This is a genomic window from Halomonas sp. SSL-5 (genome assembly GCF_030708455.1).
GTDB lineage: Bacteria > Pseudomonadota > Gammaproteobacteria > Pseudomonadales > Halomonadaceae > Halomonas.
Genome location: NZ_JAUYWF010000001.1, coordinates 135618 through 149665, shown reverse-complemented (window position 1 = coordinate 149665; position 14048 = coordinate 135618). Strand labels below are relative to the sequence as shown.

Genomic DNA, 14048 nt, shown 5'->3' with positions numbered 1-14048 from the left:
CATACTTCCAGTGTTTCTGAGGGGAAGATGTTGGACCTGCAACCTCTACTGACTCGATTCATGAACGAATTCAAGTTCGTGATTGCTTCTGACGATAGCCAGAAGCGACGAGTCTATCGATTGCGGCACGATATCTATTGTGCAGAGCTGAACTACGAACCCCCGAAGGACCCGGTCAACAGGCTGGAATACGACGGTTACGACGAAAGGGCGATCCACTGCCTGATCGAGCACCGTCGCACCGGAGTAACCGCCGCCTGCACGAGGCTCGTGCTGCCACAGCCGGAGGCGGAGCCACCCTTCGACCGGCTGCCGATGGAGAGCTACGGAGGCAGGAGCCTGACTCACGCTGAGCTCCACCCGCAAAGGCTACCGCTTGCCGACTATTACGAGATTTCCCGCCTGGCGATCGCCAGAGCGTTTCGAACCAGACTTCATGGCAAGGAGGTTCCCGGGATCTGCGATACCCCACTCGAGTTCACCGACCATGAGCGAGAAACCTTCTCCTTGCTGGTCAGCGGGCTCTTCATTTCCGGCTATGCGTTAGGCAGGCTGCTGGACAAGAGCATCGCCTTCGCCATGATGGAGCCACGGCTACCCAGGCTGCTCTCGATGTCCGGCTTCCACTTCACCAAGGTCGGCGACACCATCGACTTTCATGGCCGTCGCAGCGCCTACTGCATCACGCGCGAGCAGGCCGAATCGGGGATGAATCGACAGCTGGTGCCCCTTTACGAGCACATAAGAGACCAGCTGGCGGAACAGCTCACCTCCCCGAGCTGGCACTCGCCAAGGGCCGCGATGAAACTCTAACTGATCAGGCTGATGGCGCTGAGCACGACGCCCCTGGCGCTCGAATGATCAGCGAGCGGTGGCCGACATTTTCGAAGCAAGGCCCAGGGTGGAGCCGCCCCTGCCACCCCAGCACCATGATCGCGAGCACATTGCGGTGCTCGCCCCTTTCCAGGTCGGTGCTGCCGCCCGGTGAGGGAATCATGCCGCTCTCGCGATCCAGCGCCGCGACCAGGGCATCGCGAATCCTACCGACGAGGGGATGCCCCTCGCGGCCGGCAAGCAGGAAGCTCAGCGCCACCTCTGCCTGGATATCCTCGGTGGCGTCGCGCATGATCCGCTCGGACTCTCCCTCGAACGCTTCAAGCACCCAGGCATACGCCTCGGCATCCACTTCCTGCTGGTAGTAATGGCTGGCGGCAATCACGAAGTGGGTCAGTCCGTAGAGCCAGTTGCGGTACTCCGCGGTCGACAGGGTCGCCAGACTGTCGGGGGGATAGCGCCTTCGAAAGGCGGCCTCCACCTCCCGACGCAGGTCCATCACCCCGAGCTGGTGAAGGAAGTGCACCTGATTGGCGACCTGGGCGGCATAGACGCCCAGCACCTCGGGGTCGGTCAGGAACGCCGCCCAGGGCAGGTCGCCGAGATAGCCCAGTGCCTGCTCATGGCCCGGAATCTCGTCCAGCATGCCGTGGTAGTGGGCCTGCACCAGACGAAACAGCAGGCCCTTGGCATAGGCGAGTTCGCCCCATGGGGCAAACATCTCGGCCCGGGCCCGCTGCTTCTCGGTGCGCCGGGGGTACCCCTCGACGACCTGCCTGGCGAGACGTTCGACCTGCCCCGGCACGGCCAGCTCGGCAATCTCGGCCTCGAGGCGACCCGCCAGGTGCATCATGTACTCGCGGTTGGCCGGCAGATAGCGCGCCTCGCCGGTCACCCGGTAGAGGCGCTGGGCGTAGTGGCGACGCTTGCCGGTGGAGAGCTCGGGGAGCACCGCCTCATAGGTTGCCCGGATTCGCTCCGCCGCCAGCCGGTGGTGTTCGGCCGGGCCGGCAGCGGGGGGCTGCACGGCACAAGCCGAGAGCTGCAGCGCCAGCACACACAGGGCGAGCCATGACAGCAGCCGTACATGGATGCCGGGGCGGCTCATGAACGCTTCCTGCGCCGTGACTGCTCGGGGCGGATCATGCGCACCCGCACCTTGGGACGGGGCGTCTCGGCGGGCGGTGGTGGCGGCGTCACCTCCTCATCGACCGGTGGAGAGGCCTCGGATGATGACGGGATCACCACCCACGCGAAGGTAGGCAGCGCCAGATGCCAGTGGATGGCGGCCAGGCGAAGTCCGAGGGTGGTCATCAACGAGAAGGCGATGGCCAGGGGGCCGGGGGCTCCCAGGGCATACAGGCCGACATAGGCGATGCCGCCGGCGATGGCCGCGGTCGCGTAGATCTCCTCGCGCAGTACCATGGGCACACGGCGCGCCAGCATATCGCGCACCATGCCGCCAGCCACCCCCGTCATCATGCCCATCAGCACCGCCACCAGGCCGGGCATCTGGAGCTGCAACGTCTTGTGGGCGCCGATCACCACGAACAGCGCCAGCCCGAAGGCGTCGGCCACGGGCAGGAAGCCCCGCGACAGGCGGTGAATATAGTGGAACCCCAGGATGGCCAGCCCCACCGTCACCAGGATGACCCACAGGTAGGTCGGGTCGGTGACCCAGAACACCGGCCCCACGCCGAGCACCATGTCGCGCAGGGTGCCGCCGCCGATGCCTGTGACCGCGGCCAACACCAGCATGCCGAAGGGATCCATGCGCGTGCGGCAGGCCAGCACCACCCCCGACAGCGCGAAGACGATCACCCCCGCCATGTCCAACCAGTAGATCAGAGCGTTCAACGTCGTTTTCCTCCCGCCAACCGGCTTCGAATGGCCGCACAGCATAGACCAATTTCCGGCTTATGGAAGCGAGGCCTCAGCCAGTTTCCGCCCCCCTTGCCGAACCATCGCCCTCGCCCGTGGGCTGCCGCGGCAGTTCGGCGTCATGCGTGCAGCATATCGCGGTTTTTCCTCGCTGACCCGGCAGAGAGCTCGGTATGCCCTGCCGTGCCACCCGACAGGCGTAGCCCACTATCCGATAACCAGATACCCTCGATGGACACCGCAATCGGCTGTGCGCACCCTCACCAGCCTCGAACCACGGAACGCCCCATGGACTGGAACCCCGCCGTCATCTGGCTGATTATCGCCCTGCTGCTGGGCCTTGCCGAGCTCACCACCGGCGGCCTGGTGCTGCTCGCGCTGGCTGCCGCGGCGGCCCTGACCGCCGCCCTCGCCGGCCTGGGGCTGTCACTTCCCTGGCAGCTGCTGGGTATGGGCGTCTTCTCCGGCGTGCTGGTACCGCTGGCGGTGTGGGTGATCCGCCCCCGGTTCTCGCCCCGCGGGGTGGCCTATGGCACCACCGGTACCGGGGTGGAGAAGGGCCACACCTATACGACCCTCAAGCGCGATTTCGACGGCGCCAGCGGCATCAAGATCAACGGCGACTTCTATCGCCTGCGCGTCGCCGACTCGGCGGAAGGAAGCGGCGAGACCGAGCTGCCGGCGGGCACTCCCGTCATCTTCGAGTCCTTCGATGGCACCACCGCCATCGTGCACCTTGCCCATCCGGCGCCGGATTCGCGCGCCACCCACGACACGGAGTAATTCCGCATGGACCTTCCCGTCAGCCCGGGGCTGATCATCGCCCTGATCATCGTCATTACCGGCATCCTGATCATCGCCAAGGGGCTGGTCGTCGTCCGCCAGTCCGAGGTGATGGTCATCGAGCGACTGGGGTCGTTCAACCGCCTGCTGGAGAGCGGCATCAACATCATCGTCCCCTTCATCGAGCAGCCGCGTGCCATCACCATGCTCCGTTACCGCAAGATGGGCGACGACTACCAGGCCATCACCAGCAACGAGACTCGCATTGACCGCCGCGAAACGGTGATGGACTTCCCGGGGCAGCCGGTGGTGACCACCGACAACGTCACGGTGAAGATCAACGGCGCCCTCTACTACCAGATCATCGACCCCAAGCGCGCCGTTTACGAAGTCGAGAACATGAGTCAGGCGGTGGAGGTGCTGGCCAAGACCACCCTGCGCTCGGTGGTCGGCAAGATGGAGCTCGACAAGCTGTTCGAGTCCCGCGCCGAGGTCAACAACGAGATCCAGGCCGCCATGGAAGAGGCCGCCTCCAAGTGGGGGGTGAAGATCGCCCGGGTCGAGGTGCAGGACATTGCCATGCCCGAGGAGGTGGAGTCCGCCATGCGCCTGCAGATGGCGGCCGAGCGCAAGCGCCGCGCCACCGTCACCGAGGCCGAGGGCGAGAAGTCCGCCGCCATCGCCATGGCCCAGGGCCAGCGCGAGTCGTCCATCCTCAACGCCCAGGGCGACAAGGAGTCGGCCATCCTGCGCGCCCAGGGCGAGCAGGAGTCGATCAAGCTGGTGCTGGGCGCCATCGGCGACAGCGAGGAGAACAAGCGTACCGTGGTCGGCTACCTGCTCGGCCAAAGCTATATCAAGGTGCTTCCGACCATGGCCAAGGACGGCGAACGCGTCTTCGTGCCCTACGAATCCTCCGCCCTGCTGGGCTCCATGGGCATGTTCCGCGAGATGGCCGGCTCACCGGAAGACGCCGTGGCCAACCACCTGAAGGCCAGCGGCAACCAGAGCGGCCTGCGCGGCGGCGTGGTGGGGGGTGCGGCCAGCGGCGGCTGAGGCGGTCAGTCGGCGCCGAAGCGCGCCAGCTGCATCTCGCGCAGGCGGCTCAGGGTGCGCCGGAAGGGGAAGGCAAGGTGGCCATGGGGATAGAGCTGTTCCATGGCCACCTCGGCCTCCAGATACAGCGGCGTGCGCCTGTCGTAGCACTCGTCGACCAGCGCGATGAAGCGTCTCACGCCGTCATCGCGCCGGGAAAGTGGCGGCAACTCCCGATCCCCCGCCTCGACCCGGCTGACCCCATCCTCGGTTCCCCGGGCGATGCCGCGTGCCAGGCGGGCATCGCTCAGGCAGGGCACCCCCTCCAGCAGGATATGCTCGAAACGGTCGACCAGCTCGATGAAATCCAGCGCCGCCAGGGGCTGCTCGCAGAGCGCCGCATAACCGCACCACACGACCGACTCGCTGCGCGCGCGCACCACGATGTCGCGATGGCCCAGCTCGAAGGGCGTCGCCGCCCTCTCCTGCCCCTCGCTCAGCTCCGCGAAGAGCCCCGACAGGACGCCCGCCTGGCCGGGCTCGACCACCCAGTAGCGCTGCTTGGGCCGTCCGGGATGCAGGCGATGATCCTCGCCGCCATCAAGCTCGACCTCGCGCATCTGCCGCTCGATGGACTCGATGGCCGGCAGGAAGCGTTCGCGGTTGAAGCCGTCGGCATACAGCTGGCGAGGCGCCTGGTTGGAGGTGCAGACCAGCACCACCCCCTGGTCGAAGAGCGCCGTCAACAGGCCGCCGAGCAGTATGGCATCGGCGATGTCGCTGACGAACAGCTCGTCGAGGCATAGCACCCGCACCTCGGCCGCCAGCTCCCGGGCCAGGGCCAGCAGGGGGTCCGGCGTGCCGCCGAGCTGGAACTGGCGACGATGCACCCAGCGCATGAAGTGGTGGAAGTGCTGACGGCGGGCGGGCACGCGAAGGCCGTGATGAAAGGCGTCCATCAGCCAGGTCTTGCCGCGCCCCACCGGCCCCCACAGATAGACCCCGGCGGCCTGGGCGGCCGGCCCCACGCCATGCACGGCGTCGAAGCACGCCTCCAGGGCCTCGGCCGCCGCCTGCTGTGACGCGTCCGGGACGAAGCCCTTTTCCGCCAGGGCCTGACGGTAGGCGGCCAGGGGGGAGAGCCGCGCCGCCTCCCGCCGAGGAGAAGCGACCCGCCCATGAGCCAGCTCTGCAGTATCCGGTGGCGTCACGCCCCCTCCAGCTGGAAGGGATAGACGCTGCCGATGCCGAGCACCTGGCTCAGCTCGTCCAGGGCCGTCAAAGACTCCCTGGCCAGCGCCGGGTCGGCGAGATCCTCGGGGCTGAGGCGGTCGCGGTAATGGCGCTTCACCCAGGCGGCAAGCTCCCCATAGAGGGCGTCGTCGAGCAGCACCCGGCCGGAGAGCGCGGCGCGCTCGGCGTCGGAGAGCACCACTCGCAGGCGCAGGCAGGCGGGGCCACCGCCGTTGCGCATGCTCTGCTTGACGTCCTTCACCACCACCTCGCCGATGGGGTTGGCCCCGGCCAGCAGGTGGTCCTGCAGGGTGCGCCAGACCGCCTCGTTCTCCTGGCATTCCCCGGGCACCACCAGGGTCATGCTGCCATCCGGATTGGAGAGCAGCTGGGAATTGAAGAGGTAGGAGGCGACGGCATCCGCCAGGCTCACCGCCTCGCTGGGGATGCGCAGCGGAACCAGCGGGTCGCTCATGCGCTCGCGCAGCGCCTCCAGGGTGGCCGCCTCGTCGAGGAAGGCCATCTCGTGGTAGAGCAGCACCGGGCCGTTGCCCACGCTGATGACGTCGTTGTGGAAGACGCCGGCGTCGATGGCGTCGGGGTGCTGCTGAGCGAACACCAGTTGCGACTCGGAGAGGCCGTGCTGACGGGCCACCGCCTGGCTGGCCTCGAGGGTCTGGCGCGCAGGGAAGCGCCGCGGCGCCGGGCTCTCCTCGGTGCCCCAGCCGAACGCCTCGCGGCCGTAGACATACAGGTGCACCCCCGGGGCGCCGTGGCCGCCGGCCAGCCGGGTATGGTTGGCTGCGCCCTCGTCGGAGAAGGACGGGGTGGCGGGCAACGCCGGGTGATGGGCGAAGCGCGCCGGGTCGCGGAAGATCGCCGCCAGCACCCGCCCGGTGGTAGCGGGTTCCAGGAAACGGTGGAAACTCGACTGCAGGTTGGCCGGGGTGAAGTGCACCCGGCCGTCGGGGGCATCGAGGCTCGGGGTCACGGTGGCGGCGTTGGCGGTCCACATGCTCGAGGCGGAACACACGGCGCGCAGGATCTGCGGCGCATCGCCGGCGGCCCGGGCCAGCACCCGCTCGTCGCTTCCGGAGAAGCCCAGGTCGCGCAGGGCACCGAGGTCCGGCCGCTGCTGGGGCGGCAGCACCCCCTGGGCGTAGCCGGCATCCATCAGCGCCTTCATCTTGGCCAGCCCCTGCAGGGCCGCCTCCCGGGGGTTGGCCTCCAGGCCGCCGTGGCGCATGGAGGCGACGTTGCCCATCGCCAGGCCGGCATAGTTGTGGGTCGGCCCCACCAGGCCGTCGAAGTTGACCTCGCGGACGTCGCCGCCGGCGTGCTGGCTCACAGGCTCACCCCCGGCGGCAGCTGGTCGGGCAGGTGGAGGTCCTCGCTCTCCATGGAGGCCACCGGGTAGGCGCAGTAGTCCGCCGCATACCAGGCACTCGGCCGGTGGTTGCCGCTCTCGCCTACCCCGCCGAAGGGAGCATCGCCGGAGGCGCCGGTGGTCTGGCGGTTCCAGTTGACGATGCCGGCGCGGATGCGCAGCAGGAAGTCGTCCCAGTCGCCCGGCTCCCCGCCGATCAGCCCGGCGGAAAGGCCATAGCGGGTGGCGTTGGCGAGCGCGATCGCCTCGTCCCAGGTGCGGTAGCGGTGCACCTTGAGCAGCGGGCCGAAGTGCTCCTCGTCGGGCACCTCCAGGCCGGTGACGTCGATCAACGCCGGGCTGAGCAGGCTGGTGCCCGCCTCGAGGCGCTCCATGCGCGCAAGCACCGTGCCGCCCGAGGCCTCCAGGGCCTCCTGGGCGGCCAGCAACCCATCGGCGGCGGCCACGCTGACCAGGCCACCGTAGAAGGGGGCAGGCTCGCTGAAGGGCGCGGCCACCCGCAGGCGCGAGATGGCATCCGTCAGGGCATCGATGAGGTGATCCCCCACCTGACCCTCGGGCACGATCAGGCGGCGCGCGCAAGTACAGCGCTGGCCGCCGGAGAGGAAAGCCGACTGCAGGATGGTCAGCACCGCGGCGTCCTGGTCGGGCACGTCCTTCACCACCAGCGGATTGTTGCCGCCCAGCTCCAGGGCCAGGATCTTGCCCGGCTGGCCGGCGAACTGGCGGTGCAGGATGCCCCCCACCTTGGCGCTGCCGGTGAACAGCAGGCCGTCGATGCCGGGATCGGCGGCCAGCGCCTGGCCCGTCTCGGCGCCGCCCTGCACCAGGTTGATCACCCCGGCCGGCAGGCCCGCCTCCTGCCAGCACTGCAGGGTCAGGTCGGCGCTGAGCGGCGACTGCTCGCTGGGCTTGAACACCACGGCATTGCCGGCCAGCAGCGCCGGCACCATATGGCCGTTGGGCAGGTGGCCGGGGAAGTTGTAGGGGCCGAACACCGCCATCACCCCGTGGGGACGATGGCGCAGCACGGCGCGCGACTCGCCCAGATCACGCTCGCGCTGGCCGGTGCGCTCCTGGTAGGCACGCAGCGAGATCGCCACCTTGCCGATCATGGCGCCCACCTCGGTGCGCGCCTCCCAGAGGGGCTTGCCGGTCTCGTGGGCGATGGCGGCGGCGAGGTCCTCGCGATGTCCCTCGAGCACCTCGCGGAAGCGCTCCACCAGTGCCTGGCGCTCGGCGAATGGTGTCTTCGCCCAGGCGGGGAACGCCTCGCGGGCCGCGGCCACCGCGGCGGCGACGTCCTCGGCACTGGCCCCGGCCCCCTGCCACAGCCGCTCGCCGGAGACGCCATCGTGCTTGGCGAAGCGCTCGCCAGCGCCGTCGCGCCAGTGCCCACCGATCAGCAGGCAGTGTGTCGGCTTCATCAGGCTTCCTCCTCGGTATCCAGAATGCGCAGGCTGGCGCCCGCCTCGACCTCCAGGCGCGCCGCCTCCGCGGGACTCAGGCGCAGGTGACCCTCGGCATCGGGGCCGCGACCCACCCAGGCGGCACGGAAGCTCGCCATGTCGGTGGTGGCGGCCAGCCAGTGCGGTCGCTCTTGCGACTCGGCCAGGCTGGGGTCGATGGTGATCCGACAGCGCCGCGACTGGCGAACGCCGCGCACATCGTCGATGTAGGCCTCCACGCTGGGGCCGCCGTCGAAGATGTCGATGTAGCCTTCCCAGCGCAGCCCCTCCTTCTTGAGCATGGCAAGGGCCGGGCGGGTCTGCTCGTGCACCTGGCCGATGCAGGCCCGCGCCTCGGCGGAAAGGAAGGGAGTATAGATGGGGTACTTGGGCATCAGTTCGCCGATGAAGCTCTTCTGGCCCAGCCCGGTCAGCTGGTCGGCCTCGGCGAAGTCCAGCGGGAAGAAGTGGCTGCCCAGGCACTGCCAGAAGGGGCTCTTGCCCTCGCCGTCGAAGACCCCGCGCATCTCCGCCAGCACCTTCTCCGGGAAGCGATCACGGAACTCGGCCATGAACAGCCAGCGCACCATGGAGAGCAGCGCGCCGTTGCGCTGGTGGCGACGGTCACCACCACGATAGGCCGGGCGCAGGAACAGCGAGGCCACCTCGGCATTGCCGGTATGATCCGAGCTCAGGAAAAGGGTGTCGATGGTGCGATGCAGGTCGAGCTGTACCGAGGAGTGGGCCAGGGTACCGAGCCGGTAGTGGTAGAAGGGGGTCTCGCGGCCCACCTCACCCTCGATGGCGCAGCAGCCGGCCAGTTGCCCGCTGGCCTCGTTTTCAAGCACGAAGAAGTAGTTGCGCCGCCCGGGTGGCGTGCGCTCCAGGAAGGCGTCCTCGGTGGCGGCGATCTTGGCGGCCAGGAAGTCGCGGTTGTCGGGCAGTGAGGTGAACCCCACGCCGGCCTCCCGGGCCAGGGCCTGCAGCTCCTCCAGGTCGCCCTCGGCGATGGGTCGGATACGCATCACAGCTCCCCCTCGTCGTAGCCCGGGTCGTGTGCCTCGGCACTGCCATCCTCCGCACCGGGCAAGGTCAGCGGCGCGGCGAGAACCGCGCGGCCCTCCTCCACGCCGAGCACCGCCGCATGCTCCTCCGACAGCATCAGCTGGCCGGTGGGCGACAGCGCATAGCGCGCCACCACGCAGCGGAAGTCGGCCAGGCGCTGGTTGGCGACCATCGCCGGCTCGGCATCGGGCAGGGCGTGGGACGGGCGGATGCGCACCGGGTGCCAGGCCGCGCGGCGGAAGCTCTGCAGCCGCTCGCGCTCGGCCTTGATCACCGGGCCGGCGTCGAAGATGTCGACGTGGCGCGAGCGCTGGAAGCCCTCGGCCAGCATCTCCGTCAGAGCGGGCTCATGGTCCGGGTGCTCACGCCCGATGGCGGCCCGCGCCTGGGGAGTGAGCAGCGGCAGGTAGAGCGGAAACTGCGGCATCACCTCGGCGATGAAGCTCTTCGAGCGCACCCCGGCCAGGTAGTTGATCTCCTCATAGTCGCGCGCGAAGAAATGGCGCCCGACGCTGTTCCAGAACGGCGACTCCCCGGCATCGTCCAGGAAGCCCGGGAAGGCCATCGCCAGCAGCGCGGCGAAACGCTCGGGGTACTGGGCGATCAGCATCAGCCGCGCCCGGCGCAGCAGGCTCTCGGCGCTGGTGCCCCGATAGCGCGGCGCCAGCGAGTAGGCGCACAGCAGGCTCGCCTCGGAGACCTCGTGGGAAAGCGCCAGAGTCTGCACCTCGCGGCGTACGTTGAGCTGCTGTGAGGCGTGGATCAGCGTCTCCTGGCGATAGGTGTAGTAGGCGTCCAGGGCACCGGCCTGGGCACGCACCGTGGCGGTGCCCGCCACCTCGCCGCGAGCCAGGTCCTCGAGCACGAAGGTGTAGTGCTCGTCGCCGGGACGCTCCACCGCCGCGGCGAAGGCCTGGCGCGAGCGGGCGATACGCTCCTCGAGGCGGTCGCGATGGGCCGGCAGGTTGGTGAGCCGCGGCACGGCCTCCCCCGCCAGCCGCTCCAGAGCGGGCAGGTCGGCCGGCGCGATGGGGCGCACGACAAGCATGGCGGCGTCCCCCCTGGCGTTCACGATGCGGCGACCAGGCGTGCCACAGCGCGCTCCAGACGCGCCATGCCCTCGGCGATATCGGCCTCGGGGATCACCAGCGAGGGCGCCAGGCGCAACACGTTGGGGCCGGCGATCAGCGCCATCAGCCCCTCATCGATGGCCAGCGGCAGGATGTCCTTGGCGCGGTCACGCCACGCCTCGCTCATCTCGGCACCGATCAGCAGACCCATGCCGCGGACCTCCTTGAACACCCCGTGGCGGGCATTGATCGCCTCCAGGTGCTCGCGGAAAAGGTCGTGACGGCGCTGGACGCCCTCCAACACCTCGGGGGTATCGATATACTCCACCGCCGCCAGGGCCACCGCCGAGGCCAGCGGGTTGCCGCCGTAGGTGGAGCCGTGGGTGCCCATGGAGAAGGCCGGCGCGACGCGGTCGGTGGTCAGCATGGCGCCCACCGGGAAACCGCCGCCCAGGGCCTTGGCGCTGGTCAGGATATCCGGGGTCACGCCGAGTTGCTGGTAGGCATAGAGCGAGCCGGTGCGGCCCACGCCGGTCTGCACCTCGTCGAAGATCAGCAGCGCATCATGGGCATCGCACAGGTCGCGCAGCCCCTGCAGGAACTCCCGCTGACCGGGCAGCACGCCTCCCTCGCCCTGCATCGGCTCCACCATCACCGCACAGGTGTCGTCATCGATCAGGTCGCGCACGCTGTCGAGATTGTTGTATTCGCCGTGAACGATGCCGCCGGGCACCGGGCCGAAGCCCTGGGCATACTTGGGCTGGCCGCCCACGCTGACGGTGAAGAAGGTACGGCCGTGGAAGGCCTGGCCGAAGGAGACGATGCGGTGCTTGTGCTCGCCGCCCTGGTCGAAGGCCCAGCGCCGCGCCAGCTTGAGCGCCGCCTCGTTGGCCTCGCCGCCGGAGGAGCACAGGAACACCTTGTCGGCGAAGGTGCGTTCCACCAGGGTCCGGGCCAGGGCCAGGGCCGGCTCGTTGGTGTAGACGTTGGAGAGATGCCAGACCCGATCTGCCTGCTCCTTCAGGGCCTCGACCAGCACCGGGTGGCAGTGCCCCAGGCCGTTGACGGCGATGCCGCCGGCGAAGTCGATATATTCGCGGCCCTGCTGGTCCCACAGGCGGCTGCCCTCGCCGCGCACCGGAATCACCTGCTGGGGGGCATAGTTCGGCACCATGTAGCGATCGAAGTCGGCGCGGGTCGGGGTCTGGCTCATGACGTCCTCCTGTGAAGTCGGGAAGGCGCATCCGGGATGCGCCGACCTTCGAGTATAGGGAGGCAAGCGCCGCGCCGCTTTCACCGATGGGACGACAACTTGTGAAAAAGCCCCCGGGGTCGGCAGGCTGCGCTAGGCTGGAGGCGTCCCCCCGCAAGGAGCCTGGCATGTTCAACACCACCGGCTGGAATCGCCGCCGCTACAGCCTCTACGCCCCGGTCTACGACGCCGTGGCCGAGCGTGCCTTCCGCCGCGCGCGGCGCAACGCCCTCTCCCAGGTGCTCTGGCAGCCCGGCATGCGCGTGCTGCTGGTGGGCGCCGGCACCGGGCTCGACCTGCCCTTCCTGCCTCGCGACGTCGAGCTGCACGCCACCGACCTGTCACCGGCCATGGTGCGGCGCCTGGAGCGCCGCGCCGAGGCGCTGGGCATGGACGTACAGGCCGAGGAGATGGATGCCGAGCGCCTGACCTATCCCGACGACCACTTCGATGTGGTGGTGATGCACCTGATCCTGGCGGTGATGCCCGACCCCGACAGGGGCCTGGCCGAGGCTCGGCGGGTGATGAAGCCCGACGGCCAGCTCTGCGTCATGGACAAGTTCCAGGCCGATGACCACCCGGCGGGCCTCGGCCGCCGGGCGCTCAACGTCCTGACCTCGGCCATCGCCACCGATATCACCCGCCAGGCCCGGCCGTTGCTCGAGGCCGGCGGCTTCGCCATCGAGCAGGACACCGCGGTGATGATGGGCTCGCTGTTCCGGGCGCTGCTGGCCCGCCCGGCCTGACACCGGGCACCACTCAGCCCAGACGCTCCTCGCGGGGTGTCACGCCGAAGTGGTTGCGGTAGGCGGTGGAGAAGTGGGCCGCCGAGGAGAAGCCGGTGAGCAGGGCGATATCGCCGGCCGGCTGCTCGCTCTCGCGCAGCAGCCGCCGGGCACGCTGCAGGCGCAGGCCCATGTAGTAGCGGCTGGGTACCGCCCGAAGGTGCTTCTTGAACAGCCGCTCCAGCTGCCGCCGGGAGACCCCCAGGTGCTCGGCCAGCTCATGGGTCGTCAGCGGCTCCTCGATATTGGCCTCCATCAGGGACACGGCCTCGACCAGGCTCTGGGGGGCACCGGCCAACGGCGAGGCCGGCTGGGGCTCGTCGGCCATGCGCACGCGCTCCAGCACGAAGTGGGCCGAGACCTTCTCGGCGAGCCCGCTGCCGTGATGGCTGGCGATCAGGGTCATCATCATGTCCATGGCGGCGGTGCCGCCGCCGCAGGTCAGGCGATCACGGTCGATCTCGAAGAGCTGGCGCGAGAGGCAGATACCCGGGTGGGCGTCGGCCACCGCCTCGAAGCGCGGCCAGGGCACCGTGGCGCGGTAGCCATCGAGCAGGCCCGCGCCGGCCAGCAGTTCGGCACCGCCACCGACTCCCCCCAGGCTTCGCCCCTGGACGGCAAGCCGGCGCAGCCAGGCCACCAGCGCCGGCGTGGGCGACTCGCCCCAGGGGGCACAGACCAGCAGCAGATCGAAGGCATCGTCGTCGGCGATGGCACGGTCGGGATTGAGCACCTGCAGGGAGCCGCTTTGGACCGGACGACCGTCCAGCCCGAGGGTAACCAGCGAATAGAGCGGGCCACCGGCCAGCCGGTTGGCCACCGCCAGCGGCTCGGTGGCACAGGCCTCGGCCAGCAGCGAGAACCCCGGCAGCAGCACCACGCCGACCCGTCGCCGGGGGGACGCGGGGAAGGTGGGGGGAAGGTCGGGCATGCGGGGCTCTCGCGACGATGGGAGTGCCCATTGTAGCCAAAGCCCCTGTCCGGGGCAGCCTCGACGGCCGCAACGGCGGGGCTATCGCCTCAGTCGGAGAGGCCGGTCAGCAGCATGAAGCCCACCACGGCGATTGCCAGCACGATCACCAGCGGCAGCACCCAGGGCAGGCCCCGGGATGGCGCACGCGCCTCGGGCTGGGTCTCGTCGGGCTCGGGATGCTCGTAGTCCTCTGGCTGGTTCACTTCCTTGAGATGCTCCAGTTCCTCTTCGGGGGTCTGGCTCTCGCGGGTATCCATGGCGCCCTCCGGGTCTGCGGGAAAATCGGCAGGGCACCGGGGGCG

The 14048-nt window shown here is 69.3% G+C and carries 14 protein-coding genes; 4 read left to right on the top strand and 10 right to left on the bottom strand.

Annotated elements, in window-relative coordinates:
• The first annotated feature begins 60 nt into the window (after window positions 1–60).
• The gene (locus RAN53_RS00730) at window positions 61–813 is read left to right on the top strand and encodes a PEP-CTERM/exosortase system-associated acyltransferase (protein ID WP_305794903.1); all 753 of its coding nucleotides are present in this window, start codon (window positions 61–63) and stop codon (window positions 811–813) included.
• Between the two features lie 4 nt (window positions 814–817).
• On the opposite strand, the gene RAN53_RS00725 is transcribed toward RAN53_RS00730, so the two are convergent.
• Both RAN53_RS00725 and RAN53_RS00720 read right to left on the bottom strand, forming a co-directional pair.
• Window positions 818–1942 carry a DUF3541 domain-containing protein gene (locus RAN53_RS00725; RefSeq protein ID WP_305794902.1) on the bottom strand — a complete coding sequence of 375 codons (1125 nt, stop codon included), beginning with the start codon at window positions 1940–1942 and terminating at the stop codon, window positions 818–820.
• The gene (locus RAN53_RS00720; protein ID WP_305794901.1) at window positions 1939–2691 is read right to left on the bottom strand and encodes a trimeric intracellular cation channel family protein; all 753 of its coding nucleotides are present in this window, start codon (window positions 2689–2691) and stop codon (window positions 1939–1941) included. Before RAN53_RS00720 ends, RAN53_RS00725 begins: the two co-directional genes overlap by 4 nt.
• A 312-nt stretch (window positions 2692–3003) precedes the next feature.
• On the opposite strand from RAN53_RS00720, the gene RAN53_RS00715 reads away from it, so the two are divergent.
• On the top strand, window positions 3004–3498 hold the full coding sequence (locus RAN53_RS00715; protein WP_305794900.1) for an NfeD family protein: 495 nt from the start codon (window positions 3004–3006) through the stop codon (window positions 3496–3498).
• 6 nt (window positions 3499–3504) lie between these two features.
• Entirely contained in the window at window positions 3505–4554 is a 1050-nt protein-coding gene (locus tag RAN53_RS00710) for an SPFH domain-containing protein (RefSeq protein ID WP_305794899.1), read from the top strand.
• A 5-nt stretch (window positions 4555–4559) separates the two neighbouring features.
• Here RAN53_RS00710 and zapE read toward each other — a convergent pair whose 3' ends face one another.
• The 6 genes from zapE to RAN53_RS00680 are packed head-to-tail and all read right to left on the bottom strand — an operon-like array spanning window position 4560 to window position 11949.
• Complete coding sequence (gene zapE / locus RAN53_RS00705) at window positions 4560–5744, bottom strand: cell division protein ZapE (protein WP_305794898.1); 1185 nt, start codon at window positions 5742–5744, stop codon at window positions 4560–4562.
• Window positions 5741–7114: an N-succinylarginine dihydrolase gene (astB, locus tag RAN53_RS00700; protein WP_305794897.1), complete on the bottom strand. Its 1374-nt coding sequence runs from the start codon at window positions 7112–7114 to the stop codon at window positions 5741–5743. The genes zapE and astB overlap by 4 nt, the downstream gene beginning before the upstream one ends.
• Window positions 7111–8580, bottom strand: a complete 1470-nt coding sequence (gene astD, locus RAN53_RS00695; RefSeq protein ID WP_305794896.1) for a succinylglutamate-semialdehyde dehydrogenase — start codon at window positions 8578–8580, stop codon at window positions 7111–7113. The genes astB and astD overlap by 4 nt, the downstream gene beginning before the upstream one ends.
• On the bottom strand, window positions 8580–9626 hold the full coding sequence (gene astA, locus RAN53_RS00690) for an arginine N-succinyltransferase (RefSeq protein WP_305794895.1): 1047 nt from the start codon (window positions 9624–9626) through the stop codon (window positions 8580–8582). Before astA ends, astD begins: the two co-directional genes overlap by 1 nt.
• Window positions 9626–10714 (bottom strand): arginine N-succinyltransferase, encoded by a 1089-nt coding sequence (locus RAN53_RS00685; protein ID WP_305794894.1) that lies wholly within the window; start codon window positions 10712–10714, stop codon window positions 9626–9628. Before RAN53_RS00685 ends, astA begins: the two co-directional genes overlap by 1 nt.
• Window positions 10715–10734: 20 nt before the next feature.
• Window positions 10735–11949 (bottom strand): aspartate aminotransferase family protein, encoded by a 1215-nt coding sequence (locus RAN53_RS00680; protein ID WP_305794893.1) that lies wholly within the window; start codon window positions 11947–11949, stop codon window positions 10735–10737.
• Window positions 11950–12116: 167 nt separating this feature from the next.
• Here RAN53_RS00680 and RAN53_RS00675 point away from each other — a divergent pair, with 167 nt between their 5' ends.
• Window positions 12117–12734, top strand: a complete 618-nt coding sequence (locus RAN53_RS00675) for a class I SAM-dependent methyltransferase (protein ID WP_305794892.1) — start codon at window positions 12117–12119, stop codon at window positions 12732–12734.
• 13 nt (window positions 12735–12747) lie between these two features.
• On the opposite strand, the gene RAN53_RS00670 is transcribed toward RAN53_RS00675, so the two are convergent.
• Both RAN53_RS00670 and RAN53_RS00665 read right to left on the bottom strand, forming a co-directional pair.
• A complete protein-coding gene (locus RAN53_RS00670; RefSeq protein WP_305794891.1) occupies window positions 12748–13704 on the bottom strand; it encodes a GlxA family transcriptional regulator in 957 nt (318 codons plus the stop codon).
• 89 nt (window positions 13705–13793) lie between these two features.
• Entirely contained in the window at window positions 13794–14003 is a 210-nt protein-coding gene (locus tag RAN53_RS00665; protein WP_305794890.1) for a hypothetical protein, read from the bottom strand.
• Window positions 14004–14048 lie beyond the last annotated feature (45 nt).

Excerpts from the sequence above, each read along its gene's own strand:
- RAN53_RS00730 (WP_305794903.1), top strand. The coding sequence starts at position 61 with ATGAACGAATTCAAGTTCGTGATTGCTTCTGACGATAGCCAGAAGCGA.
- RAN53_RS00725 (WP_305794902.1), bottom strand. The coding sequence starts at position 1,942 with ATGAGCCGCCCCGGCATCCATGTACGGCTGCTGTCATGGCTCGCCCTG.
- RAN53_RS00715 (WP_305794900.1), top strand. The coding sequence starts at position 3,004 with ATGGACTGGAACCCCGCCGTCATCTGGCTGATTATCGCCCTGCTGCTG.
- RAN53_RS00710 (WP_305794899.1), top strand. The coding sequence starts at position 3,505 with ATGGACCTTCCCGTCAGCCCGGGGCTGATCATCGCCCTGATCATCGTC.
- astD (WP_305794896.1), bottom strand. The coding sequence starts at position 8,580 with ATGAAGCCGACACACTGCCTGCTGATCGGTGGGCACTGGCGCGACGGC.
- astA (WP_305794895.1), bottom strand. The coding sequence starts at position 9,626 with ATGCGTATCCGACCCATCGCCGAGGGCGACCTGGAGGAGCTGCAGGCC.
- RAN53_RS00685 (WP_305794894.1), bottom strand. The coding sequence starts at position 10,714 with ATGCTTGTCGTGCGCCCCATCGCGCCGGCCGACCTGCCCGCTCTGGAG.
- RAN53_RS00680 (WP_305794893.1), bottom strand. The coding sequence starts at position 11,949 with ATGAGCCAGACCCCGACCCGCGCCGACTTCGATCGCTACATGGTGCCG.
- RAN53_RS00675 (WP_305794892.1), top strand. The coding sequence starts at position 12,117 with ATGTTCAACACCACCGGCTGGAATCGCCGCCGCTACAGCCTCTACGCC.
- RAN53_RS00670 (WP_305794891.1), bottom strand. The coding sequence starts at position 13,704 with ATGCCCGACCTTCCCCCCACCTTCCCCGCGTCCCCCCGGCGACGGGTC.
- RAN53_RS00665 (WP_305794890.1), bottom strand. The coding sequence starts at position 14,003 with ATGGATACCCGCGAGAGCCAGACCCCCGAAGAGGAACTGGAGCATCTC.